This window comes from Streptococcus sp. 27098_8_82, from assembly GCF_041431615.1.
In the GTDB taxonomy this organism is placed as follows: domain Bacteria; phylum Bacillota; class Bacilli; order Lactobacillales; family Streptococcaceae; genus Streptococcus; species Streptococcus sanguinis_K.
Window position 1 is genome coordinate 1 of the sequence record NZ_JAPVYB010000003.1, and the last position, 25,025, is coordinate 25,025.

The window sequence follows — 25,025 nt, forward strand, 5'->3', positions numbered from 1 at the left end:
GAGCTCTTCAAACTCTTGGTGCGGATCTCCCGTGAAGGTCTCAGCATCGGTGTTCACCTCTTGGTGACAGCGGGCCGTCAGTCCAACCTTCGAGCGCAGTTCTATGCTAACTTCAAGCACCAGCTGAGTCTGCCGCAGAATGATGTGGGAGAAGTCCGCTCTATCGTGGGCTCTACCCCGCTAGCGAAAACGATGGAAGACATCAAGGGCCGGGCACTCATGAAGCGTGACGAGGTTGATGTCATCCAGCTGGCTTTACCAGTAGCGGGTGCCAATGATGCACAAGTCCTCAACAACCTACGTCAGGAAGTCGCTTCTCTCCAAGAAGCATGGACAGGTCAACGCCCAAGTGCCATTCCGATGGTACCAGAGGAGTTGACAGAGGCAGACTTCTACAGCCGGGCTAGTGTCCAAGCCGCTTACAATCGGGGATTAGTTCCACTAGGACTGGACATGGAGACAGTTGAGCCAATAATTTGGGATCTATCTAAGGGTAATCTTCTCTACTTAACGGACAAGGAAGAACAGATGAGTGCTTTTACTCGACATATTGCACGAGGAAAGCAGAAGGTGATTGTGCTAGCTCCTAAGTATCATAATCTCCCTGAGATAGAGGGTGTGACAGTATCTGTAGGCGATGCAATAGTTGAGATGATAGATGCGTTAGAGTTGAGAATAAAAGAACATCTAGATAGCAGACAAAGTAATCATATTGTCAACGTTATCATTTATGACATGTCTTATCTAGTAGATGAATTGACCCCAGAGTTATTAAATCAACTTTCGTTCATTATTGAAAGAGGATCAAAAGTGGGATACGGCATTATAATGATGTCAAGTGTCGATCTTAATCGTAGAATAGATGTAGCTTCAAAAGCAGCCAAGACAACGAAACAAGCTATTCTTGGAATTAGGATAACGGATCAACCAATTATTACGGTCACTAATAGACCACTCCGTGAAGGAGCATTACAAGAGCAAGTTCACTATTATGTAGATAGTGGAATAGCGAAACAGATTAAAGTATTAATGTTTTAACTTAGAAAGGGAAAAATGATATGGGGCTACTTGTTGGAGGCTCAGAACGAGCAGGACGATTAACGCAAAAAAGGAATAGACTTGAAGCGTTGAAAAAAAGGCTAATAGCTCAAAATACAGATATTCATTATGTAGTTGGGTTACGCGAGAGTGAAATTGCTGGCAGTAAGTATGATTTAGAACATCAAAACGAACTTGATAGTCTATCTAACTTAACAAAGCTTTTAGATAGTAAAAAAGCAGTTATGGTAGCTTTATTAGATAGTGAGATTGCCTCTTTGGGAATCCAAATTATCGCAGAGATAAATGCGAGTAAAAATGAAGTATAGTGGAGGAGTCAAATGGGAACAACAATTAAAGTAATGGATGCTTCCTTGATGAAGGATTATGGGAATTCTGTTTCAAATTTTGCATCTAGTGTAGAGTCGGCAGCCGCAGACACATCTAGATCCTTTACAACTCGTGTGGAAGGAAACTATGCAGATGCTATTAATGCTTTCTTCACAAAATTAAACATGCTTCAAACGCAGGTATTTGAAGTGGCTCCATCCGTTTTAAAAACATATGGAACGAGTATTTCAAGTTTTACAGATGCGATTCAGGGAGAAGGATTCACTAGCATTGCTTATACTTCCGACGCCATTCATGAAATGGCCAGTGAACTGAAAGGCAATCAGCTCGAGGAAGCGAATTCGGTGAAGGCGGGAATAGAAGCAATTCTAGAAGACATTGTTGCAGAGTTAGGGGAAGGGGATTCTCATATCAATGGATTTTCTGAGTCAGCCACCCATTATATGGAGACGGCTGCGAAAGACCGTGAGACAACTCATAATAATATTGTGACAGCTCACGACTTAATGAGTAAAGAGGTTAAACCGGCAACTGAAAATTTTAAATCTCTGAAAGATATTGTAGACAATGCCAAAGTTATTGTTTCCATTAGCCCACAGGAAATTATTGATTCTATCAAGCATGGTGCTCTTACAGCAGAGACGATGTACTATTTAGATGCCGTTCATACAGATGAAGACGTAAAAGCGATTAAATATCTGATGTCAGAGGGGGGGTATAAGGACTTACTCAATGATGGTTCTGGTCGTAATCCAGAAGGACTGGAGTATGAAGAAAAACAGAAAATATTTGAATCTCTTGGTAAGCTTAAGGGTAAAAAAATGAGCTTAGCAACGATGGCAGTCATCGTTAGAAGGTTTGAAAAGGAAGCTATTAATGCAGAGTATGGTATGTATGATGGTCGTCTTCCGCATATTGAAGCATTTTTCCGTGGAATGGCAGAACAAGACCGCGAAGGTGTTCAAGACTACACTGCGCGTTTGTCTATTGCATCTGGAGATATTGCTAAAGGATTGAGAGGGAAAGCGGATGCTTATGTGCTTAATTTTTCTGAAGGCAGTGGCTTAACAGCACAGGACTATCTGAATACGCTCGCATCTGGCCAAGGTGAAATCATGCAGATTGATAATAGGTTGCAACGATTGGCCAAAATAAATAACCTCTTTAAGTTTGTTTACTATAGTCAACTAGGTACAAAAGAGCATAGCACAACCTATGTTGGTTCAGGATATGAGAAAGAAACATTTAGTGCTACTTCGAAAGGCTATTTGACCAATCTAAGGTTCAATGCTTTAGGAGAAATTGAATTGTCTACCTATTGGAATGGACTAAAGACGGGTGACTATAATTTACAAGAGCTATATACTTACGATGGTGAAAAGACTAAACTTTTACAGGCAGAAATTGACGACTTTGAAAAGAAGAAGAGAAATATTGTTATAGATGAGGGCTATAATATAGCTAAGTCTGCCTTGTCTCTTTACAGTCCACAGACGGGAGTCCTTCTGTCAATTATTGAAGAGGGTATCAAGTTTAAGACCTCTGATGTTGAGGGTGGACTGAAGAGCTCTTTGAAGGTTGCGGAAGGAATATCTAGAATTGAAGCAGATGAAATCTATAAGAAGAGCAATCGGACTGTTAAGTTAGCCCAATCGATTGTGGATGCCTACTACAGGGCAGATGAGTATGACACAAAGATTGCGCAATTGAAAGAAGAGCAGTCCTATCTTTTCCATGATACAGGCGGACGAGCAACCTATGAAAAGCTTGTTGGCGGGGGCAAACCAAAGGTTATAAACGCTGCTTTTGATTCTACTTATGATTTGAGCAGCCATCTTCAGCAGGTTGATTTTGAAAGGAATGGTATGCGGGGCGCGATTGCTCGAGAGGCATATGATGGAACGGCAGCAGGTATGGAGAATGTTATAACGAAAGTGAATCAGTTTGATACTGAGATGTCAGAGACAAAGATCGTAAGTGGCCAAACAAAAGAGCTGCTTGCGGGATCAGGTGGCCATGTCACGCTCACAGATGTAGGCGTGAACAATGTGAAAGATGCCCTGTCGAATTTAGCAAGAGGAGCAAAAAAGGATGGCATTCTTAGCACTAGTGCCAATGACTTTACCAAGACGAACGCTGTTAGCTTCAATAAATATACCGATGGCCGACAGGACTATAAAATGGTAGAATGATGAGGGTGACGATGAAGAATAAGAAAACGTTGGTGTGGGGCGCTGGACTCCTCCTTGTGTTAGCTTTGGGCTTGTTTAGTTTTTTCTACTTAAATAGAAGCGCCCATAAAGAGAAAAAAACTTATCGTACTTTTGAAGCAATAACCTCTCGTGATATTATTGTATTTGGAGAAAATAAGCAATTTGTGGCTATAACAAGAGGATGGTCTGCAGGGAAACGTTATACCATTAGCCAGGAGGGACGCATTCTTGATAAAGTAGATGGAGAATATATACCCTATCATCCTCAACGAAAAGAAGAGCACTGGAATGTGGTTATCTTTGACTTGGATCAGGAAGGATATCCGTCCCAAAAGGTAGACCTCTATCAGGCTGTTCGGTCATATAATCCATCTTATTTTCCAATCATGTCAAACCATCTTATCCATTATCAAGAAGTGGACTATCTTACTGTGACGATTCGTCCTAAAGGGGAAAAGGATTCGGACAAGGATAAGAAAGTGTTTCTGAATTTAGAGACGCATGAAATCAGTGACATCCCAGAAGACTATAGCAATAATAATGCTTTCGATGATAGACCTTCTTCACTAGATCATGATTTATATGCAGATACTAATCGTACGACCTTGGCAAAGGTAGCAGATGAGAATGGTTTCTTATTGAGCAACACATTGCATAGTACATCTTCCAAGAATGAAGCTAAAATAAATTTATCCAAAGAGTACCCTGAAGTGATGAAGATATTAGATGCTAAAGGAACCATCTATCCACGATTTACTATGGTAAGCTCAGAGGATTGGTTTAACCATATGCTTCATTGGCTGGCGCCAGAAGGAGAAGAGGTATTGACAGTTTATCTTGTTGAGAATAGATATAACAAGAATAGCCAACCCTTAACAGACTATCCTATACAAAGCTATCAGGATTATCTTAACTGGAAAGAGCAACAAGAGAAAAAGGAGTAACTTATGGGACAAAAAGATATTAGTCCGACACGTCTAACCTCGGCTCGTACAAGTTTTAAAGCGATGGAGGCGGCACTTATAAACTCTGCAGGCTCCTTTATCGTGTCAGATATTACTGGCACCATTGATGAAGGAACGACAGGTATAAAGACTATGACAGCTAGTCTGGTTGATACAGTTGACTCACTAGATGGGTATTTGAATGCGGTAGCCCTAGCTTTTTCAAAGACGGACCAAGATTTAGCAACAAATATCACCGAAGGAACAAAAGTCTTCAATATGAAGACTGATTCCGAAGATAGATATATTCGTTCGAAAAACGAAAATATTCGTCGCTCACAGTCTTATAATAGTTTGTATTAGACTAGATGGATTTTTATATTTACCACCTGAATCCTAATTCAGGTGGTTTTCTTTTGCACCTCCTCTCTCTGCCTTGCTATTTTCCAAAACTTTCCAGTTTATGCCCTAACCTTCCTTTCTTATGCTATAATAGTCTATAGAAAGTCGAGGGAATGATGAAGAAAATATTATTGGTGGTTGTGGTGCAGGGCTTGGCTATCTTTGCGATTACTGGTCTGCTTTGTTTATTTATGCGGGGGGATTTTTTCTTCCGTGCTTTGGCGCCGATTTTTGGTCTGGCAGCAGGAGGTTTTCGCTTCGTGACGGCCATGGTGACAAAAGCATTTGCGCCCAGTCTCTATGAGGATAGCAAGAAAAAGGAATAATCTATAGAGTAGACAGTAGGTCTGGGGACTTTGCCTCAGGCCTTTTGTCATAACTGTCAGCATTAGTCATGCGGTGTTTTAATATTTTTTAGAAAAAGAACGGACAGAAGGGCTTTCTTAGGCGCTTTGTGGTAAAATAGTAACAGAATTAAAAATTTGGAGAGTAAAGATGAAACGTTCTATGTATGCTGGGCGTGTTCGCAAGGAGCATGTTGGTCAGGAAGTCACTTTGAAGGGTTGGGTAGCCCGCCGTCGGGATTTGGGCGGTCTGATTTTCATTGATTTGCGCGACCGCGAAGGCATTATGCAGCTGGTCATCAATCCTGAGACTGTGGCTGCTGAAGTCATGGCAACAGCGGAAAGCCTGCGTGGTGAGTACGTGCTGGAAGTGACCGGTAAGGTGGCTGCGCGTGAGCAGGCCAATGACAAGCTGGCAACAGGGAGCGTTGAGCTGCATGTGGAAAGTCTGACTGTCTTAAATACAGCCAAGACGACGCCTTTTGAAATCAAAGACGGCATCGAGGTGAATGACGATACGCGTTTGCGCTACCGTTATCTGGACTTACGCCGGCCAGAGATGCTGGAGAACTTCAAGCTCCGTGCCAAGGTGACTCACTCTATCCGCAACTATCTAGATGAGCTAGAGTTCCTTGATGTGGAAACGCCTTTCCTATCTAAGTCAACGCCAGAAGGAGCACGTGATTACTTGGTGCCTAGTCGGGTTCATCAGGGGCATTTTTACGCTCTGCCACAGAGTCCGCAGATTACCAAGCAGCTCTTGATGAACGCTGGTTTTGACCGTTATTACCAGATTGTTAAATGCTTCCGTGACGAGGACTTGCGCGGTGACCGTCAGCCAGAGTTTACTCAGGTGGACTTGGAGACTTCTTTCTTGTCTGATCAGGAGATTCAGGACATTACAGAGGGCTTGATTGCTCGTGTTATGAAGGAGACCAAGGGTATTGAGGTTTCTCTGCCATTCCCTCGTATGAAGTATGATGATGCCATGGCTCTTTATGGGGTTGATAAGCCTGATACTCGTTTTGAGATGTTGTTGCAGGACTTGACAGAGCTTGTCAAGGGAGTTGACTTCAAGGTCTTTTCAGAAGCTCCAGCTGTCAAGGCTATTGTGGTAAAAAATGCTGCAGATAAATACTCTCGCAAGGATATTGACAAGCTGACAGAGCAAGCGAAACAGCATGGTGCTAAGGGTCTTGCTTGGGTGAAAGTAGCTGATGGTGAACTGGCTGGTCCAGTTGCTAAGTTCTTGACAGACTTGACAAGTCAGTTGACAGAAGCTTTACAGCTTGAAAATAATGACTTGGTTCTCTTTGTGGCTGATACTTTGGAAGTGGCAAACGCTGCTTTGGGAGCTCTTCGTGTACGCTTGGCCAAAGAGCTGGACTTGATTGACCCTGATACATTTAACTACCTTTGGGTGGTGGATTGGCCTATGTTTGAATGGTCAGAAGAAGAGGGTCGCTGTATGAGTGCCCACCATCCGTTCACCCTGCCTCAGAAAGATTCTGAGCAAGAGCTGGAAGGCGACCTGAGCAAGGTGCGGGCTGTGGCCTATGATATCGTCCTCAATGGCTATGAACTGGGCGGCGGCAGTCTTCGGATCAACCAGAAAGACTTGCAGGAGCGGATGTTCAAGGCACTTGGCTTCTCAGCTCAAGAAGCTGCTGAGCAGTTTGGCTTCCTTTTGGAGGCTATGGACTATGGTTTTCCACCGCATGGTGGCTTGGCTCTGGGCTTGGACCGCTTTGTGATGCTCTTGGCTGGTGAAGAAAATATCCGCGAAGTCATCGCCTTTCCGAAAAATAATAAGGCTTCTGATCCAATGACACAGGCACCTAGTCCAGTGTCGGTCGCTCAACTAGAGGAATTAAGTTTACAAGTGGAAGCACATGAAGAAGACTAATTTTTACAAACTCTTTCGCTATTATGTCCGCAGATTTGCTTATAATTTTAAGATTTTGCGGTCTTTAAAGAGTATCTCGCGTGAGAAGTACGATGAGAAGATTTCTGCCTCGCTTGTCTATGGCTTTTTGTCAGCTGTCGCAGTTAATTTCTTCTTTCAGCCGGGGCATGTTTATTCCAGCGGGGCGACTGGTCTGGCGCAGGTCATTACTGCCCTCAGTACTCGTTTCTTAGGTTTTACCATTCCGGTTTCTGTGACTTTTTACGCCATCAATATTCCGCTGATGATCCTGGCCTGGTACCAGATTGGGCATAAGTTTACCATTTTTACCTTTATCACGGTTACGATGAGCTCGCTCTTTATCCAGTTTGTGCCGGAAGTGACCTTGACTGATAATCCTATTATCAACGCCCTTTTCGGCGGTGTGGTCATGGGAGCAGGGATTGGCTTTGCCCTTAAGTCCAGCATTTCCAGCGGTGGGACTGATATTGTCAGTCTGACTGTTCGGAAAAAAACAGGCCGGAACGTCGGGAATATTTCCTTGATTGTCAATGGGATTATTATGCTGATTGCGGGTTTGACCTTTGGCTGGGAATATGCGCTGTACTCCATGATTACTATTTTTGTGTCTAGCCGAGTGACGGATGCTGTCTTTACCAAGCAGAAGCGCATGCAGGCTATGATTATCACCAGTCATCCAGACAGAGTGATTGATAAGATTCACAACAAGCTGCATCGTGGGGCTACAGTAATCCATGGCGCTGAGGGAACTTATAATCATGAGAAAAAAGCTGTTTTGGTGACAGTTATTACCCGAGCTGAGTTTAATGAATTCAAGCAAATCATGAAGCAGACCGACCCAGCTGCCTTCGTTTCCGTTGCAGACAATGTCCATATCTTGGGACTTTTTGTGGAGGAGTGAATAGTACACAAAAAAAAGAGACCTAGTCTCTTTTTTTATGATTTCAACACAATCAACTGCTTGCCAGCTAGGCTGTAACTGTCAGCTAGGGGCGCAATTGGTTTTTTGGCATCAATGGCTGGGTATTGGAGGTGTAGCTTCTGCTTGTTTTTGTTTTCGTAGACAGCCTCTTGGTTGCCAAAGTTGATGACGATGGTCATGCTCTCTTTGCTGTCTTGAATCTTGTACTCCAATAAACTGTCTGTCAGCCAGTTGACCTGACAGGCTTGCTTGATAGCGGCGCTGGTCTTTAGATGCAGCAGCGGATGTGCCCTGCGAAAAGCAATCAGCTGTTTAACAAAAGCAATGTCCTCTGTGTAATGCAGGGAGCGCAGCCAGTCTAGTTTATTGATCTCGTCGGGCATATTGTAGGTGTTGTCAATCAGATTTTTAGTCCGGAAAAATTCCTGACCGCTGTGGATAAAGGGAACACCTTGAGCTAGGAGGACGAGATGGAGAGCCAGCCGCGAATTGGCCAGCCGATCCCGCAGGGTGATAGCAGGGTTGACGATATCAAAGTAATCAAAAACCGTTGCATTATCATGGCACTCGACATAATTAATAGCTTGCTGAGGCGCTATGAAGTGAGCCTCACCTTTTAGACCGACATTGGCTGTCAGGACATTTTCAAGTTGACTGGCAGGAGTCTTGCTCTCGATTTGCCGGCCTTGGGCGATGGTCTGCTTGAGACTGTCGCGAAAATGGTCGCTGAAAAATCCATAATCTGGCAGCTTGGCAGCATTGTACTGGTGAGCCAATCGCTCACTTGCCAGTCCAGTGTCCATCTGCCAGCCTTCACCATAGAGATAGATGTTAGGATAGAGCGTCTTGAGTTCGTCGGCTATCTGCTGCATGGTTTGGATATCTAAAATCCCCATTAGATCAAAGCGGAAACCGTCAAAGCCATAGAGACTGACCCATTGCTTGACCGATTGCTTGATATAACGGCGGACCATGATTTTCTCACTGGCTACATCATTACCACAGAAGGTTCCGTTGGTCCGGTAGCCCATGTCATTGAGTCGGAAAAAATAGCCGGGCACTATTTTTTCAAAAGCATAGCTATTGGCATCATAGACATGATTGTAGACCACATCCATGATGACGCTGATATCAGCATTGTGGTAGGCAGTAATGGCTGCCTGCAGCTCTAAGATGCGGGCATAAGGGTCTCGCGGATTGCTGGCAAAACTGCCGTCTGGGACATTGTACTGGACAGGATCGTAGCCCCAGTTGTAGACGAGCTCTGGATGCTTTTCATCAACGCTGCCAAAATCGTAGACAGGCAGAAGCTGCACGTGGCTGATACCTAGCTCTTTCAGATAGTCCAGACCAAACTTCTGACCGTGAACGACTGGAGATTCGCTCAGCGAGGCAAACTTCCCAGGATAGGAGAAACCAGCTTCTTTCTGCATAGAGAAATCGCGGACGCTCATTTCATAAATGACGGCTTCTGTCGGATCTAGCTGTTTTTTTGCTCGTTTGATAGGCTTTTTAATCTTTTCTAAATCAATGACATAGCTGTTGCCCGAATTGACATCTGAGGATAGGGCGTAGGGATCATGAACTTCAACCCACGTGCCATTAATCTTATGGAGATAAGAATAGGAGGCTCCCTCTAAATCTCCTTCAATCTGTGTATGCCAGACTCCCCTATCCAGACGTTTGAGATGGTGAACCTGGTCTTTCAGATGTAGGAGGACTTTTTCGGAAATGGGTGCCCAGAGTCTGAAGTCGGTGGCTTGGGGGCTGTACTGAGCTCCCAAATCGTCGCCTGCATAGTCAAAAATCTCATCGAAAATAGGCTTTTTCACGATATGGCGGTACTGCAGGTCAGTATGGTTGCGGTCTTGGTCATAGACCTTGTAGGATTGCGTCAGGTCAATGGGCTCATTAGCCGACACGGTATAGATAATCCGCTCTTCCTGATTGTTGATATTTTTGATAGTTAAAGGGCTGGAGCTGTGCTTGTCTTCCAGTGTAAAGTGGATGGAGTAGGCTTCAAAGCTCTTTTCCAGTTCGATGGTGATGATATTTTCGTCATCTAAATAGGCTTGAAAAATACGAAAGGCCATGTTTTTCCTCTTTCTTTGTTAGTTTCTCTTTGGGTAATTGTTTTGAGTTCAGGCTCTGCCCTGGGTTGGGACAAGGCCGATATGTGAATCGTTGATGAATGAGCAAAAGCACTCGGATTAGCGAGTGCTGATGCTATGCGGGATCAACTGGCGATAGCAGATTTGCTTGTCTTCTTTATTGTCCTTGATGATTTGGAAGAGAGTCCGGAAGGACTCTTTCCCAAGCTCGAGGGCATTGATATCAATATAGGCATCCACATCGATGCGCGGTTTGATAGAGTCAAAGGTGATAATGGGAATCTGGTAGTCCTGATCTTTGAGATAGTGCAGGGCTCCTTCTGCTACCAAGGTATCAGAGGTTACAATAGCTTCAATCTCATCCAGCGGTAACTCCTCCATAATCTTGTAACTGTTGTCTTCCAGAAGGAAACCGAAAGCAAATTTGATAATGCGATCATCCAAAGGCCGGTCTGCTTCATTCAGAGCTTGCTTGTAGCCTGTGTAACGATCTTGAGAAACGACCAGCTCCTTATTCCCGGCCAGAAAGGCGATTTTTCGATAGCCCTTGTCTAAGAAATATCTGGTCGCGTCATAGCCAGCCTTGATATTGTCATTGTCCACCAGAGAGATAAAAGGTGAGACAGCTTTCCCAAGGATAAGGAAGGGGAAATTGTTCCTGACTGCAAAGTCGACCAAAGGATCGTCCTGCTTAGAATAAAGAAAAATCAGTCCGTCTACCCGCTTTCCTAAAATCATCTGCTTCATATTTTCCAAGCGGTGCTCTTCATCTTGCCCAGTGCTGATCTGGATGGCATAGTCATAGTCAGAAGCAATCTGAGAAATCCCCCGCAACACAGTTGGGAAAAAAGGGTTTTGATAGAAGACATCTGAGTCGTCCGGCAGGACCAAGCCGATGACCTGGCTGGACTGGCTGACCAGACTTCTGGCATTGAGGTTGGGATGATAGTCCAGCTCCTTCATAGCAGCACGGACCCGTTTTTTAGTTTCTTCACTGATGGTTGATTTATTTTGCACGACGCGGGTCACGGTAGAGGGTGATACGCCTGCTAGTTTTGCGACTTCTTTGATAGTAACTCGCATAAAAACCTCCTAAAGGCCTGCATTTGCTGGAAATCCTTTCTATAACATGAACTATTTTAAACCTAGTAGTAGAAGCACTTGCTTTCTAAGGGTCATGCAAACCTCTGCCCAAAATGGCTATTATAACCAGTGATTTTGCCTAACTATTATGGTTGAAAAAACAAGTATAAAGCAGTTTCTCAGTAAACGCAAACGTTTTCTGTTTGTAAGAACATTTTAACACAAAAAGAGAACGCTTGCAAGAAGAGAAAAACGGTAAACAATTGGGGCTGTAAGAGAGTCCTAAAAGAGCATTATATCCATTAACCAATAAATTGAAAAAAATCTCAAAAACCCCTTGCACTAAAAAAAAAAATAGGTTATAATCAAGTCGACGCAAACGTTTGCATTAAGTAAAAATGAAAAGGCGTAGAGGAAAAATAACGAGGTGACAAAATGAAAAAACGTCAAAGCGGCGTGCTCATGCACATTTCATCCCTTCCGGGTAAGTACGGTATCGGATCTTTTGGCCAAAGTGCTTATGATTTTGTAGACTTCTTGGTTCGCACCAAGCAGCGCTATTGGCAGATTTTGCCACTGGGAACGACCAGTTATGGTGATTCTCCTTATCAGTCTTTCTCTGCTTTTGCGGGGAATACCTACTTTATCGATTTTGATATTCTGATAGAAGAGGGGTTGCTGAACGAGTCAGATGTCAAGGGAGCTGATTTTGGAGATGATCCTAGAAAAGTGGATTATGCAAAGATTTTCGATGCTCGTCGTCCAATCATGGAAAAAGCAGTTGCTCGCTTCTTGAAAGCAGACGATCTGTCTGACTATGAGAGCTTTGTGGAGCAAAATGCAGCTTGGTTGGAAGTTTTCGCTGAGTACATGGCTATCAAAGAGCATTTTGATAATCTAGCTTGGACAGAGTGGCCAGATGAAGCCATCCGTCGCCGTGAGGCTGCTAGTCTCGCTTCTTATCGTGAGAAGCTGGCTGACAAGCTGACTTATCATCGTGTAACCCAGTATCTCTTCTTTAAGCAGTGGTTAAGATTAAAAGCTTATGCTAATGAACACCACATCGAAATTGTCGGTGATATGCCAATCTATGTGGCAGCTGACAGTGCTGATGTGTGGGCACAGCCTCACTTCTTTAAGACAGATGCTGTCGGCAAGCCAACTTGTGTGGCAGGCTGTCCGCCAGATGAATTTTCAGAAACTGGCCAGCTTTGGGGCAATCCTATCTATGACTGGGAAGCTATGGACAAAGATGGCTATGCTTGGTGGATTGAGCGTCTGCGTGAAAGCTTCAAGATTTACGACATTGTCCGTATCGATCACTTCCGCGGCTTTGAGTCTTACTGGGAAGTACCTGCTGGCTCAGAAACATCTGCTTCTGGTAAGTGGGTCAAAGGTCCAGACTACAAGCTCTTTGCAGCGGTTAAGGAAGCCTTGGGTGATTTGAATATCATCGCAGAAGACCTAGGCTTTATGACGGATGAAGTGATCGAGCTGCGCGAGCGCACTGGTTTCCCAGGAATGAAGATCTTGCAATTCGCCTTCAATCCTGATGATGAAAGCATCGATAGCCCGCATCTGGCGCCAAACAACTCAGTCATGTATACAGGAACCCATGATAACAATACTGTTTTGGGCTGGTACAAGGATGAGATTGACGACGCTACTCGCCAGTACATGGCTCAGTACACCAACCGTAAGGAGTACGAAACAGTACCTCATGCAATGCTGCGCACAATCTTTGCTTCAGTCAGCTTTATGGCCATTGCGACCATGCAAGACTTGCTGGAATTAGACAGTGCAGCACGGATGAACTATCCATCCACAATTGGTGGCAACTGGACTTGGCGGATGACAGCTGAAGAGCTGAATCCAATCGTCGAAGGTGAGCTTTACAGCTTGACCAAGACTTACCGTCGTATGAATACCGATTTAATTAACAAATAAAGAACAGCTAACTAGGCTTGAAGGGAGTAATCATGTCAAACTTACAAACTTATATCAAAAATACTTATTCAAAAAATCTTGCTGATTGCAGCAACGAAGAACTCTACCTGGCTCTTTTGAACTACACTAAATTAGCCAGCGCTCAAAAGCCAGTCAACACTGGTAAGAAAAAACTCTACTACATCTCAGCTGAATTTCTGATTGGTAAACTTTTGTCTAACAACTTGATCAACCTTGGACTTTACGATGATGTGAAGCAAGAACTGGCAGATGCCGGTAAAGACTTGATCGAGGTAGAAGAAGTTGAGTTGGAGCCGTCTCTGGGTAACGGAGGCTTGGGCCGTCTGGCTGCCTGCTTCCTGGACTCTATTGCGACCTTGGGTCTCAATGGTGATGGTGTAGGACTGAACTACCACTTCGGTCTCTTCCAACAGGTTTTGAAAAACAACGAACAGACAACTATTCCTAACTTCTGGCTGACTGAGCAAAACTGGTTGGTTCGCTCTAGCCGCAGCTACCAAGTGCCATTTGCTCACTTCACCCTGACATCTACTCTTTATGATATTGATGTGCCTGGTTACAAGACAGAAACTAAGAACCGTCTTCGTCTCTTTGATTTGGACTCAGTGGATGCAGATATCATTACTGACGGTATTGACTTTGATAAGACAGATATCGCTCGCAACTTGACCCTCTTCCTCTATCCAGACGATAGTGACAAGCAAGGGGAATTGCTCCGTATCTTCCAGCAGTACTTCATGGTTTCAAATGGTGCTCAGCTGATTATTGACGAAGCCATTGAAAAAGGTAGCAACCTGCACGACTTGGCAGACTATGCTGTCATCCAAATCAATGATACCCACCCATCTCTGGTTATCCCAGAAATGATTCGTCTCTTGACTGAACGTGGTTTGGATCTGGATGAAGCAATTGCCATCGTACAGAAGATGACTGCTTATACGAACCACACGATTCTGGCAGAAGCTCTTGAAAAATGGCCTCTGGAATTCTTGAAAGAAGTAGTGCCGCATCTGGTACCAATCATCAAAGAGCTTGACAAGCGCGTGAAAGCTAAATACGCAGATCCAGCAGTTCAAATCATTGATGAGGACGATCGTGTACACATGGCTCACATGGATATCCACTACGGATACAGTGTCAATGGGGTTGCTGCTCTGCATACAGAAATCCTGAAAAACTCTGAGCTCAAAGCCTTCTACGATATCTACCCTGAAAAATTCAATAACAAGACCAACGGTATTACTTTCCGCCGCTGGCTCATGCATGCCAACCCACGTCTGTCTCATTATCTGGATGAGTTGCTGGGCCGCGACTGGCACCATGACGCAACTAAGCTCGAAGGCTTGTTGGAATTCACTGGCGCTGCAAATGTTAAAGAAAAATTGGAAGGTATCAAGGCTCACAACAAACGTAAATTGGCTCGTCACTTGAAGGAAGCCCAAGGCGTGGAAATCAATCCAGAATCTATCTTTGATATCCAAATCAAGCGTCTGCATGAGTACAAGCGCCAACAAATGAACGCTCTGTACGTTATCCACAAGTATCTGGACATCAAGGCTGGCAACATCCCTGCTCGTCCAATCACTGTCTTCTTCGGTGGTAAGGCTGCTCCTGCTTACACAATTGCACAGGACATCATCCACCTTATCCTTTGCTTGTCAGAAGTGATTGCTAATGACCCTCAAGTGGCTCCGCACTTGCAAGTAGTTATGGTAGAAAACTACAATGTTACAGCGTCTAGCTTCTTGATTGCGGCTGGTGACATCTCTGAGCAGATTTCCCTAGCTTCTAAGGAAGCATCTGGTACTGGTAACATGAAGTTCATGCTTAACGGTGCTTTGACTCTTGGTACCATGGACGGAGCGAATGTTGAGATTGCAGAGTTGGTCGGTGAAGACAACATCTACATCTTCGGTGAAGATTCTGAGACTGTTATTGACCTCTACGCAAAATCCGCTTACAAGTCTAGTGAGTACTATGCACGTGAAGCTATCAAGCCATTGGTTGACTTTATCGTTAGCGATGAAGTATTGGCAGTTGGTAAAGCTGAACGCTTGGAACGTCTTTACAATGAACTGATCAGCAAGGACTGGTTCATGACCCTGCTGGATCTGGAAGACTATATCCAAGTGAAAGAGCGCATGCTGGCGGACTACGAAGATCGCGATGCATGGATGGACAAAGTCATCGTCAATATCGCCAAAGCTGGTTTCTTCTCATCTGACCGTACTATCGCTCAATACGAAGAAGAAGTATGGCACTTGAACAGCTAATATTCTTTAAATCAAAAAAGCCGAGACAGCAGTGTTTCGGCTTTGATTTTTTAGTCGAAGAAATGAATAAGGATTTAGCTATTGTGTGGGCTTATGAAAAGATGAAAACCTTTCGGCCTTGTCAGCTTTTTCTTTTCGGTGTATAATAAGTGAAAATATTTCTTTACAGGAGGCGTTCATGAAAAAGAAACCAATTTATCTTTATGTTTTGCTGGGCTTGTCAGCAATCGGAACTTTACTGGGAGTATGGAGCCGTTTTTTCTCCAAGTTTTCTGAGGTAGATTATACACAAATCGGTTTCTCAAAAGAGTTGAGTGATCAGACAAATCAGTTTAATAAACTTTATTTTGAATTTCTTCGTGATGGAATGAATATGATTATTTTTTTCGTTATGACGGCTCTGTTAATAGCATCTATCGTCTTTTTGGTTAGAAAAAATCTGCAGATGGCTAATATTAGCTATATCGTTTATATACTAGTCAGTTTGTTATCTCAAGTTTACGTCTATATTTCATCGAAAGGAATTGTTGGCAAGGTATTTACAAGCCCTGAAAACATTGCAACGCATTCAAACAGCCTTCTTTTAGGAACAGTGCTGGGCTTTATTATCAGTTTAATTTATCTTTCCATCGTCGTCTTTAAGCTAATCCAGCAGCAAAAAGAGGCTGAAAAAGCGGAACTAGCTGCAAACGAATAAAATTTGACAAATAACAGATAAGTGCTTACAATTTTAAGAAGCAATATCTGTTATTTTTTAGAATGGAGAATAAAATGACAAAGGTTTCCTTGGTTTATATCAGCCTGAGCGGCAATACAGAGAGTTTCGTCCGACGGCTGACAGACTATTTGCTGGAGCAGCATCCAAGCCTAGAGATAGAGAAGATTCATATCAAAGACCTAGTAAAGGAAGGGATCCCCTTTTTTGAAATGGACAATCCTTTCATCGCTTTTCTGCCAACTTATCTGGAGGGTGGCAATGGTGTGGATAATGGCGATGTAGAAATTCTGACAACCGATGTAGGGGACTTTATCGCCTATGGTCAAAATGCTAGCAAGTGTCTGGGTGTCATTGGCAGCGGCAATCGTAACTTTAATAATCAATATTGTCTGACCGCTAAACAATATTCAGAGCGCTTCGGTTTTCCAGTTTTGGCCGATTTTGAAATGCGCGGCATGTTGGGAGACATTAAGAAGGTTACGGGCATTATTGAGGAGCTCTATCACATTGAAAAAAACGAAAACCAGTGAGGTTTTCGTTTTTTGATGTTTCTAAAGCAAGCTTACATCTTTTCTGGCGCTTCTACTCCTAGCAGACGCAAAGCTTCTTTGAGGACAACAGCTGTTGAGTAGCTGAGAGCCAGACGGCTGTCGCGCTCAGGGCTTTCATCCAGAATCCGTGTGTGCGCATAGTATTTGTTAAAGGCTTGAGCCAGACTGATAGCGTATTTGGCAATCAGAGATGGTTCATAGTTATCAGCAGCACGCTTGACAACGCGACCGAAGTCTTGGAGCAGCTTGATAATTTCCCAGCTTTCTGGATCGTTTAGGCTGTATGTAGCCTCTGCATCAGGCTGGAAGTTCGCCTTGCGCAGGATAGACTGGATACGAGCATAGGCATACTGGATGTAAGGGCCTGTTTCTCCCTCGAAGGATACCATAGCTTCCAAATCAAAGTCGTAACCATTGCGGCGGTCAGTTTTGAGGTCGTAGAACTTAACTGCTCCAACTCCAACTGCACGAGCAACAGCTTCCTTGTTTTCCAAATCTGGGTTTTTAGCTTCAATCTGACTTTTTGCCCGGCTGATAGCTTCCAGCAGAGTTGGTTCGAGGAGGATAATATTTCCTTTACGTGTAGACAATTTTTGACGGTTCTTAGTCACCAGACCAAAGTCAACGTGAATCATGTCATCGCTCCAGTCAAAGCCCATCTTTTTCAGAACAGCCTTAAGCTGTCTGAAGTGGTTAGCCTGCTCTTGACCTACAACATAGACATTTTTGACAAAGTTGTAAGTGCGAGCCCGGTAGATGGCTGTTGCGATATCACGTGTGATGTAGAGGGTAGCACCGTCTGATTTTTTAATCATAGCAGGCGGAAGGTTAAAGTCTTCCAAGTCTACAATGCTAGCTCCTTTGGATTCCTGCAGGAGACCCTTGTCTTCGAGGATTTGAATCCCTTCGTCCATCTTGTCATTGTAGAAGGCTTCACCGTTTAGACTGTCAAATTCGACACCTAGGAGTTCGTAGATACGGTTGAATTCTGTCAGACTTTCATCGCGGAACCATTGCCAGAGCTCAGTTGCTTCTGGGTCGCCATCTTCCAGCTTCTTGAACCAAAGGCGGCCTTCTTCATCCAGAGATGGGTCGTTTTCAATCTCGGCATTGATACGCACGTAGAGTTTGAGAAGCTCGTCAATAGGGTTAGCTTCAACAGCTTCCTGGCTTCCCCACTTCTTATAAGCTACCATCAAGAGGCCAAACTGTTTGCCCCAGTCTCCCAAGTGGTTGATTTTGATGGTGTTGTAGCCAATCTTGCGGAAGATGTTGGAAAGAGCATCACCGATAACAGTAGAGCGCAAGTGGCCGACTGAGAAAGGCTTGGCAATGTTTGGGCTTGATAGATCAATGGTGATATTCTGATTATTTCCTTCGTTTTGCTGGCCATAGTCAGCTCCATCTTTGATGACTTCTTTGATGACTTGGCCAGAAATTTCAGCCTTGCTGAGGAAAAAGTTGACATAAGGACCAGTCGCAACGACTTTATCAAAATGCGCTGTATCAATCTTTTCAGCGATATCAGCAGCGATGATTTGAGGAGCTTTGCGCTCAGTCTTTGCCAGAGAAAAGGCTGGGAAGGCGATATCACCAAGTTCAGAGCTCTTTGGCTGCTCCAATAAATTTAAAATAGCGTCTTGATCAAGGCTGTCAATAACCTTGGCCAATTCGCCGGCAATCAACTGTTTGTTATCCATATTTGCTCCTTTGTGTCTTTTGTTATTATTTTATCACATTTTTCAAGGAATCTTCAATTTTTTTGGGAATAATTTTTGGGCTAATAGGAATTTTTCTGATATAATAAGAGGGATAAGAACCTGTATTTATAGATGAGTTTTCCATCTAAATGCTTCCTTCCCTGTCACTCTTGGTTAAAGTTTTTTATTTATTCTCAGTATTCCTGCAAATCTTTGCTTAGATTGATGGAGAAGCAGTCTTTGATCGGATGAAGTGCCCTTCATGAATGCAGCTTCTAAATATTCAATAATGAGGTAAAAATGAGAAAGAATGACCGTCATCAGTTAGTCAAAACGATGATTAAGGAGGAAAAGCTAGGAACGCAAAAGGAGATTCAGGATCGTCTGGAAGCGCAAGGGATTTATGTGACGCAGACTACCCTGTCGCGTGACCTCCGTGAAATCGGCCTGACTAAGGTTAAGAAGAAGGGGCTGACTTATTATGTTTTGGCGCATGAGACTGAAGAGATTGATTTTATAGAGTTTTTAGCCAAGCATGTGGAGAGTGTAGCCAGGGCAGAGTTTAGTCTGGTTCTTCGTACGGGCTTGGGAGAGGCAACAGTGCTGGCCAATGTCGTGGATAGCTCGTTCGATAGCCGTATTCTGGGAACCGTTGCGGGTGCCAATACTCTTTTAGTGGTTTGCCGGGATCAGGCAGCTGCTCAGGAGATTGAAGAGCAAATACAGGAAGTGATGTAAGAGTCACAGTTTTTTCAGGAAAAATGGAGAGGTTTGAGACAGAAGTCCTGACCTCGTTTGTTTTTAGAAAGGATAGAGATGGCAGTAGAAAAGTTATCGCCAGGCATGCAGCAGTATTTGGATATCAAAAAGGACTATCCAGATGCTTTCTTGCTCTTTCGGATGGGGGATTTCTATGAGTTGTTTTGTGATGATGCGGTCAATGCCGCCCAGATTTTAGAGATTTCTCTCACTAGCCGAAATAAAAATGCAGAAAATCCGATTCCCATGGCTGGAGTTCCCTATCATTCGGCTCAGCAGTATATTGATGTTTTGGTCGAATCAGGCTATAAGGTAGCGATTGCGGAGCAGATGGAAGATCCAAAGGAAGCCAAGGGCGTTGTTAAGCGGGAGGTCGTTCAGGTTATCACGCCGGGGACGGTGGTGGACTCCAGTAAGCCGGACTCTGCTAATAATTTTCTGGTGGCTCTGGATTACTCGGATAGTCTCTATGGTCTGGCTTATATGGACTTGGTGACCGGTGAATTTCAGGTGACTAGTTTAGAGGACTTTGTCTTGGTCTGTGGGGAAATCCGCAATTTGAAAGCTAGGGAAGTGGTGCTGGGCTATACCTTGCCAGAAGCTGAGGAGCAGGTCTTGGCTGGGCAGATGAACCTCTTATTGTCCTATGTACAGACAGCTTTGGACGATGTCCAGCTGCTAGGCGAGGAGTTGTCTCCGATGGAACGTCAGGCAGCGGGGAAATTGCTTGAGTATGTGCACCGGACTCAGATGAGGGAGCTCAGCCATTTGAAGAAGGCTCAGCATTATGAAATCAAGGACTTTCTGCAAATGGACTATGCCACCAAGGCAAGTCTGGATTTGACAGAAAATGCTCGTTCAGGCAAGAAGCACGGCAGTCTTTATTGGCTGATGGACGAGACTAAGACGGCCATGGGGGGCCGCATGCTGCGCTCTTGGATCCAGCGGCCGCTGATTGATGAAGCGCGAATTAGCCAGCGGCAGAATGTCGTCGAGGTTTTTCTGGATCATTTCTTTGAGCGGAGTGATTTGACGGAGAGCCTCAAGGGAGTCTATGATATCGAGCGGTTGGCTAGTCGGGTGTCTTTTGGCAAGACCAATCCCAAGGATCTGCTGCAGCTGGCAGCAACATTGGGCAATGTGCCTCAGATTAAGGCTATCTTGCAAGGAATCGGCAGCCCGCATCTAGCTCGTTTGATTGAGGGCTTGGATCCTATTCCAGAGTTGGCGGGCTTGATTAGCTCAGCTATTTCGCCGGATGCACCTCATATCATCACCGAGGGCAATATTATTCGGACCGGTTTTGATGAAACCTTGGATCAGTATCGGCTTGTGCTGAGGGATGGGACCGGATGGATTGCGGAGCTGGAAGTCAAAGAACGTGCTAACAGCGGCATCAGCAACCTGAAGATTGATTATAATAAAAAAGATGGTTACTATTTCCATGTGACCAATTCTCAGTTGGCTCATGTGCCTAGTCATTTCTTCCGCAAGGCGACCCTGAAAAATTCTGAGCGTTTCGGAACGGAGGAGTTGGCCCGGATTGAGGGAGAGATGTTGGAGGCGCGTGAAAAATCTGCTAATTTGGAATACGAAATTTTCATGCGGATTCGCGAGGAAGCTGGCAAATATATCCAGCGCTTGCAGGCCTTGGCACAAACGCTAGCAGCTGTAGATGTCCTGCAGAGCTTTGCTGCGGTGGCAGAACAACTGCATTTGGTGCGTCCTGTCTTTACTGCGGAGCGCCGTCTGCAGATTGAAAAAGGCCGTCATGCTGTTGTGGAAAAGGTCATGGGTGCCCAGAGCTACATTCCAAATAGTATTCTGCTGGACCAGGAAACGGATATCCAGCTGATTACCGGGCCGAATATGAGCGGGAAATCGACTTATATGCGCCAGCTGGCTATAATCGTCATTATGGCACAGATGGGATCTTATGTGCCTGCTCAGTCTGCCAGTTTGCCGCTATTTGATGCGATTTTCACTCGCATCGGTGCAGCAGATGATCTGGTGTCTGGCCAGTCCACTTTTATGGTGGAGATGATGGAGGCCAATCGGGCCATTCGGCAGGCCAGCGAGCGTTCGCTCATTCTCTTTGATGAGCTGGGCCGTGGGACGGCTACTTACGATGGGATGGCGCTGGCTCAGGCTATTATTGAGCATATTCATCATTATACTGGAGCCAAGACCCTCTTTGCCACCCACTATCATGAGCTGACAGCCTTAGAGGATAGCTTGGAGCATTTGGAAAATGTCCATGTGGCAACCTTGGAAAAGGACGGGCAGGTGACTTTCCTGCATAAGATTGAGCCGGGTCCGGCTGACAAGTCCTACGGGATTCACGTGGCGAAAATTGCCGGTCTTCCTGAGAAATTACTGGAGCGGGCGGATAACATTTTGAGTCATTTGGAGAGTCAGGATACAGGACTAGGCTCAGAGCTTCCTACCGAATCCAGACAAAAACGGTCACAAGTGGCGGAGCAGATGTCTCTTTTCGCAGAAGGAACGGAAAATCCAATCCTGACTGAACTCCGAGACTTGGACATCTACAATATGACTCCCCTGGAAGTCATGGCAGCAGTGGCCGAGCTCAAGAAGAAGTTGTAAAAACAAAGAGCAGACTTGCTAATTTCACAAGTCTGCTCTTTTTATTTCTCACGATTTTCTAGACAAACCGCTATTGATTTTTTGAATGTTGCGGTAAGTGCGGTAGTAGATGGCACCTGAAATAACCAGATAGATGAGAGTGAATTCCCCAACGGCAGTCAGTGTCAGGCTGAGTATTTTTTCTCTTGGGAAAAATCCAGCTAGGTTAGCTAAAAGTGCAAAGGTCAGAATCATCACACCATAGTGGCTGACAATGGAGCGCAGGATGCTCCAGTCTCTTTGGAAGAAGCTTCCACTCCATCTGAAAATAGCTCCCATGATAAACCAGATAAGCATGCAGTAGAGCATGATGAGGGAAACATGGACATGCTGGCTCAAAAAGAAGTGGCCAATAGGCGAGCGAGGATGAAGCGGTAGATAAGCTGGATTGTAAAAATAAGAAACAATCATGGAGAAGAAGAGACCGATGAAAATCCCTCCAATTCCTCCGAAAAAGAGTTCTTTAAGACGAGTTTTCATAATTGCAACCTTTCTTTAATGGATTTTAGATAACGGCGGGACGAGTAAGTCTGATCACCGTTTTTCAGAAATATTTGAATCAGACCATTTGGAGTCAGCTTGAGGTGGCTGATTTGCCTGCTATTGATAATCTCCGACTGAGAAATCTGCAGGAAATATTCCGGTAGGACCTGCAGCAATTGATAAAGAGCTTGTTGAGCTCGATAGCTGTCTTTTGCTGTTCGAACCTGAATCTGGCGGTTTTCTGTATAGATTCGGTGGATTTCCTTAGCATCCAGCAGATAGATTTCGTCCTCTTTCTTGACATGAATCTTGTCTTTTTTGCCTAGATGTTGAGCAAAGTGGACCAATTCCTGAATACTTTCTGTCATGAGGCGAGCCTCAATGCTGACGGAGTCCTCGGTGACTTGAGAATCGATTCTTAGCTTAACTTTCATAACTTCCTCCTTTCACCTTTATTAAACCGCAACTTGGCAGCGAAAACAAGCCCTTTTGTCTATGTGGCAGCTATTTGTGTCTATATGGTTTGGCTGGCGGACAGAATGGTCAAGAAAAGGCTGCCTTCTGATAGAAAGAGCCCAATGTGTTATAATAGATAGCAGAACAAATACGGAGTAAAAGATGTCAAAAATTATCGAACTTCCAGAAATTCTAGCCAATCAGATTGCGGCCGGTGAAGTCATTGAGCGGCCTAGCAGCGTGGTCAAGGAGCTAGTGGAAAATTCAATTGATGCGGGTGCAAGCCAGATTACCATCGAAATCGAGGAGGCGGGACTCAAGAGCATTCAGGTGACAGATAATGGTGAGGGCATAGACCACGAAGATGTTCCTCTGGGCCTTCGACGCCATGCTACCAGTAAAATTAAGAAGCAGGCGGATCTCTTTCGGATTCGGACATTGGGTTTCCGTGGTGAGGCCATTCCTTCCATTGCTTCTGTCTCGCGTTTTACTATTGAGACAGCGACTGAAGCCGGCCAGCACGGGACTCTGCTGGTTGCCCAAGGCGGTGAGATTGAAGAGCATGAGCCTACCAGCAGTCCGGTGGGAACGAAAATCAAGATAGAAGATCTCTTCTTCAATACTCCGGCCCGGCTCAAGTATATGAAGAGCCAGCAGGCTGAGCTTTCCCATATCGTTGATGTGATTAATCGGCTCAGTCTGGCTCATCCAGAAGTGGCTTTCACCCTTATCAGTGACGGCCGCGAAATGACACGGACTGCCGGCAGTGGCAATCTGCGTCAGGCTATTGCAGGCATCTATGGTCTGGCAACAGCCAAGAAAATGGTGGAAATCTCTGCTTCGGATTTGGACTTTGAGGTGAGCGGCTATGTCAGCCTGCCTGAGCTGACTCGTGCAAATCGTAATTATATTACGATTCTCATCAACGGCCGCTACATTAAGAATTTCCTACTCAATCGCGCTATTTTGGACGGCTACGGCAGCAAGCTGATGGTAGGACGCTTCCCACTAGCGGTCATCAATATTCAGATTGACCCCTATCTGGCCGATGTCAATGTCCATCCGACCAAGCAAGAGGTGCGGATTTCTAAAGAGCGGGAACTCATGGCCTTGATTTCGCAAGCTATTGCAACCAGTCTCAAGGAGCAGGATCTTATCCCGGATGCTTTGGAAAATCTAGCCAAATCAACTGTTAAGCGTGCGACTAAGCCCGAACAGACCAGTCTTCCGCTGAAAGAAAATCGCCTCTACTACGATAAGGAGCAGAATGACTTTTTCCTCAAGCCACAGGTGGCAGAGCAGCAGCTATCTTTTGAAGAATCAGCAGGGCCTGTTCATGAAGTGACAGATGAAAAATCAGAACCGCAACCGACTTCGGTCAAATTCGCAGAGAGAAAGCCAGCCAGCTATGAACAACTAGACCATCCAGAGCTAGACCAGGCCAGTCTGGAGCGGGCTGTGGATAAGTTGGGACAGGAAGAGAAATCAAGCTTCCCAGAGTTAGAATATTTTGGCCAGATGCATGGCACTTATCTCTTTGCTCAGGGCAAGGGTGGTCTTTACATTATTGACCAGCATGCTGCCCAAGAGCGGGTCAAGTATGAGTATTATCGGGAGAAGATTGGGGATGTGGACAATAGCCAGCAACAGCTCTTAGTGCCCTATATCTTTGAATTTCCAGCGGACGATATGTTGCGAATCAAGCAGCGGATGGAGCTGTTAGAAGATGCTGGCATCTTTTTAGAAGAGTACGGAGCCAACCAGTTTATCCTCCGTGAGCATCCCATCTGGTTTAAGGAAGAGGAGATTGAAGCAGGCATCTATGAGATGTGTGACATGCTTCTCCTGACCAAGGAAGTTTCTATCAAGAAATATCGAGCAGAGCTGGCCGTTATGATGAGCTGCAAACGCTCCATCAAGGCCAACCACAGTCTGGATGACTACTCTGCGCGTGACTTGCTCTTTCAGCTGTCCCAGTGTGACAATCCTTACAACTGCCCACACGGCCGGCCGGTCTTGGTCAACTTTACCAAGTCGGATATGGAAAAAATGTTCCGCCGCATTCAGGAAAATCACACTAGCCTGCGGGAGTTGGGGAAATACTAAACTTTATAGAAGATAAAACAGCCCTAGTCA

At 44.8% G+C, this 25,025-nt stretch carries 20 protein-coding genes and 1 pseudogene; 16 read left to right on the forward strand and 5 right to left on the reverse strand.

What is annotated here, in order from left to right; all coding sequences use genetic code 11:
- The 8 genes and pseudogenes from O3627_RS06140 to O3627_RS06175 form a co-directional block, all read left to right on the forward strand.
- A pseudogene (locus tag O3627_RS06140) lies at positions 1–1,038 on the forward strand (type VII secretion protein EssC); the annotation flags it as partial.
- Between the two features lie 20 nt (positions 1,039–1,058).
- The gene (locus O3627_RS06145; protein ID WP_002922974.1) at positions 1,059–1,367 is read left to right on the forward strand and encodes a hypothetical protein; all 309 of its coding nucleotides are present in this window, start codon (positions 1,059–1,061) and stop codon (positions 1,365–1,367) included.
- A 12-nt stretch (positions 1,368–1,379) separates the two neighbouring features.
- Entirely contained in the window at positions 1,380–3,581 is a 2,202-nt protein-coding gene (locus O3627_RS06150; protein ID WP_125382704.1) for a hypothetical protein, read from the forward strand.
- An 11-nt stretch (positions 3,582–3,592) separates the two neighbouring features.
- On the forward strand, positions 3,593–4,546 hold the full coding sequence (locus O3627_RS06155) for a hypothetical protein (RefSeq protein ID WP_260468532.1): 954 nt from the start codon (positions 3,593–3,595) through the stop codon (positions 4,544–4,546).
- Between the two features lie 3 nt (positions 4,547–4,549).
- Positions 4,550–4,909, forward strand: a complete 360-nt coding sequence (locus O3627_RS06160) for a hypothetical protein (RefSeq protein ID WP_125382702.1) — start codon at positions 4,550–4,552, stop codon at positions 4,907–4,909.
- 152 nt (positions 4,910–5,061) lie between these two features.
- The gene (locus O3627_RS06165) at positions 5,062–5,274 is read left to right on the forward strand and encodes a hypothetical protein (protein ID WP_125382701.1); all 213 of its coding nucleotides are present in this window, start codon (positions 5,062–5,064) and stop codon (positions 5,272–5,274) included.
- Between the two features lie 169 nt (positions 5,275–5,443).
- Positions 5,444–7,198 carry an aspartate--tRNA ligase gene (gene aspS, locus O3627_RS06170; protein ID WP_343092181.1) on the forward strand — a complete coding sequence of 585 codons (1,755 nt, stop codon included), beginning with the start codon at positions 5,444–5,446 and terminating at the stop codon, positions 7,196–7,198.
- Positions 7,185–8,120 (forward strand): YitT family protein, encoded by a 936-nt coding sequence (locus O3627_RS06175; protein ID WP_343092180.1) that lies wholly within the window; start codon positions 7,185–7,187, stop codon positions 8,118–8,120. The genes aspS and O3627_RS06175 overlap by 14 nt, the downstream gene beginning before the upstream one ends.
- A gap of 35 nt (positions 8,121–8,155) precedes the next feature.
- On the opposite strand, the gene pulA is transcribed toward O3627_RS06175, so the two are convergent.
- Together pulA and O3627_RS06185 are read right to left on the reverse strand one after the other, a co-directional pair.
- The gene (gene pulA / locus O3627_RS06180; protein ID WP_343092179.1) at positions 8,156–10,234 is read right to left on the reverse strand and encodes a type I pullulanase; all 2,079 of its coding nucleotides are present in this window, start codon (positions 10,232–10,234) and stop codon (positions 8,156–8,158) included.
- Between the two features lie 117 nt (positions 10,235–10,351).
- Positions 10,352–11,335, reverse strand: coding sequence for a LacI family DNA-binding transcriptional regulator (locus O3627_RS06185; RefSeq protein WP_002905582.1), 984 nt, complete (start codon positions 11,333–11,335; stop codon positions 10,352–10,354).
- 435 nt (positions 11,336–11,770) lie between these two features.
- On the opposite strand from O3627_RS06185, the gene malQ reads away from it, so the two are divergent.
- From malQ to nrdI, 5 genes are all read left to right on the forward strand, one after another.
- Positions 11,771–13,282: a 4-alpha-glucanotransferase gene (malQ, locus tag O3627_RS06190; RefSeq protein ID WP_125382694.1), complete on the forward strand. Its 1,512-nt coding sequence runs from the start codon at positions 11,771–11,773 to the stop codon at positions 13,280–13,282.
- Between the two features lie 32 nt (positions 13,283–13,314).
- Positions 13,315–15,576, forward strand: coding sequence for a glycogen/starch/alpha-glucan family phosphorylase (gene glgP / locus O3627_RS06195; RefSeq protein WP_002899305.1), 2,262 nt, complete (start codon positions 13,315–13,317; stop codon positions 15,574–15,576).
- A complete protein-coding gene (locus O3627_RS06200) occupies positions 15,558–15,722 on the forward strand; it encodes a hypothetical protein (protein ID WP_268690482.1) in 165 nt (54 codons plus the stop codon). Before glgP ends, O3627_RS06200 begins: the two co-directional genes overlap by 19 nt.
- Before the next feature lie 32 nt (positions 15,723–15,754).
- Positions 15,755–16,273: a hypothetical protein gene (locus tag O3627_RS06205; RefSeq protein WP_343092178.1), complete on the forward strand. Its 519-nt coding sequence runs from the start codon at positions 15,755–15,757 to the stop codon at positions 16,271–16,273.
- Between the two features lie 62 nt (positions 16,274–16,335).
- Entirely contained in the window at positions 16,336–16,824 is a 489-nt protein-coding gene (gene nrdI, locus O3627_RS06210) for a class Ib ribonucleoside-diphosphate reductase assembly flavoprotein NrdI (RefSeq protein ID WP_343092177.1), read from the forward strand.
- A gap of 32 nt (positions 16,825–16,856) precedes the next feature.
- On the opposite strand, the gene argS is transcribed toward nrdI, so the two are convergent.
- Positions 16,857–18,545: an arginine--tRNA ligase gene (argS, locus tag O3627_RS06215; RefSeq protein WP_061592411.1), complete on the reverse strand. Its 1,689-nt coding sequence runs from the start codon at positions 18,543–18,545 to the stop codon at positions 16,857–16,859.
- Positions 18,546–18,845: 300 nt separating this feature from the next.
- Here argS and argR point away from each other — a divergent pair, with 300 nt between their 5' ends.
- Positions 18,846–19,283, forward strand: a complete 438-nt coding sequence (gene argR, locus O3627_RS06220) for an arginine repressor (RefSeq protein ID WP_002902018.1) — start codon at positions 18,846–18,848, stop codon at positions 19,281–19,283.
- Between the two features lie 78 nt (positions 19,284–19,361).
- Complete coding sequence (gene mutS / locus O3627_RS06225) at positions 19,362–21,911, forward strand: DNA mismatch repair protein MutS (RefSeq protein WP_343092176.1); 2,550 nt, start codon at positions 19,362–19,364, stop codon at positions 21,909–21,911.
- A gap of 48 nt (positions 21,912–21,959) precedes the next feature.
- Here mutS and O3627_RS06230 read toward each other — a convergent pair whose 3' ends face one another.
- Both O3627_RS06230 and O3627_RS06235 read right to left on the reverse strand, forming a co-directional pair.
- Complete coding sequence (locus O3627_RS06230; RefSeq protein WP_268688597.1) at positions 21,960–22,430, reverse strand: DUF3021 family protein; 471 nt, start codon at positions 22,428–22,430, stop codon at positions 21,960–21,962.
- On the reverse strand, positions 22,427–22,867 hold the full coding sequence (locus tag O3627_RS06235; RefSeq protein WP_002908487.1) for a LytTR family DNA-binding domain-containing protein: 441 nt from the start codon (positions 22,865–22,867) through the stop codon (positions 22,427–22,429). Before O3627_RS06235 ends, O3627_RS06230 begins: the two co-directional genes overlap by 4 nt.
- 184 nt (positions 22,868–23,051) lie before the next feature.
- Here O3627_RS06235 and mutL point away from each other — a divergent pair, with 184 nt between their 5' ends.
- Positions 23,052–24,995 (forward strand): DNA mismatch repair endonuclease MutL, encoded by a 1,944-nt coding sequence (gene mutL / locus O3627_RS06240; RefSeq protein ID WP_343092175.1) that lies wholly within the window; start codon positions 23,052–23,054, stop codon positions 24,993–24,995.
- Positions 24,996–25,025 lie beyond the last annotated feature (30 nt).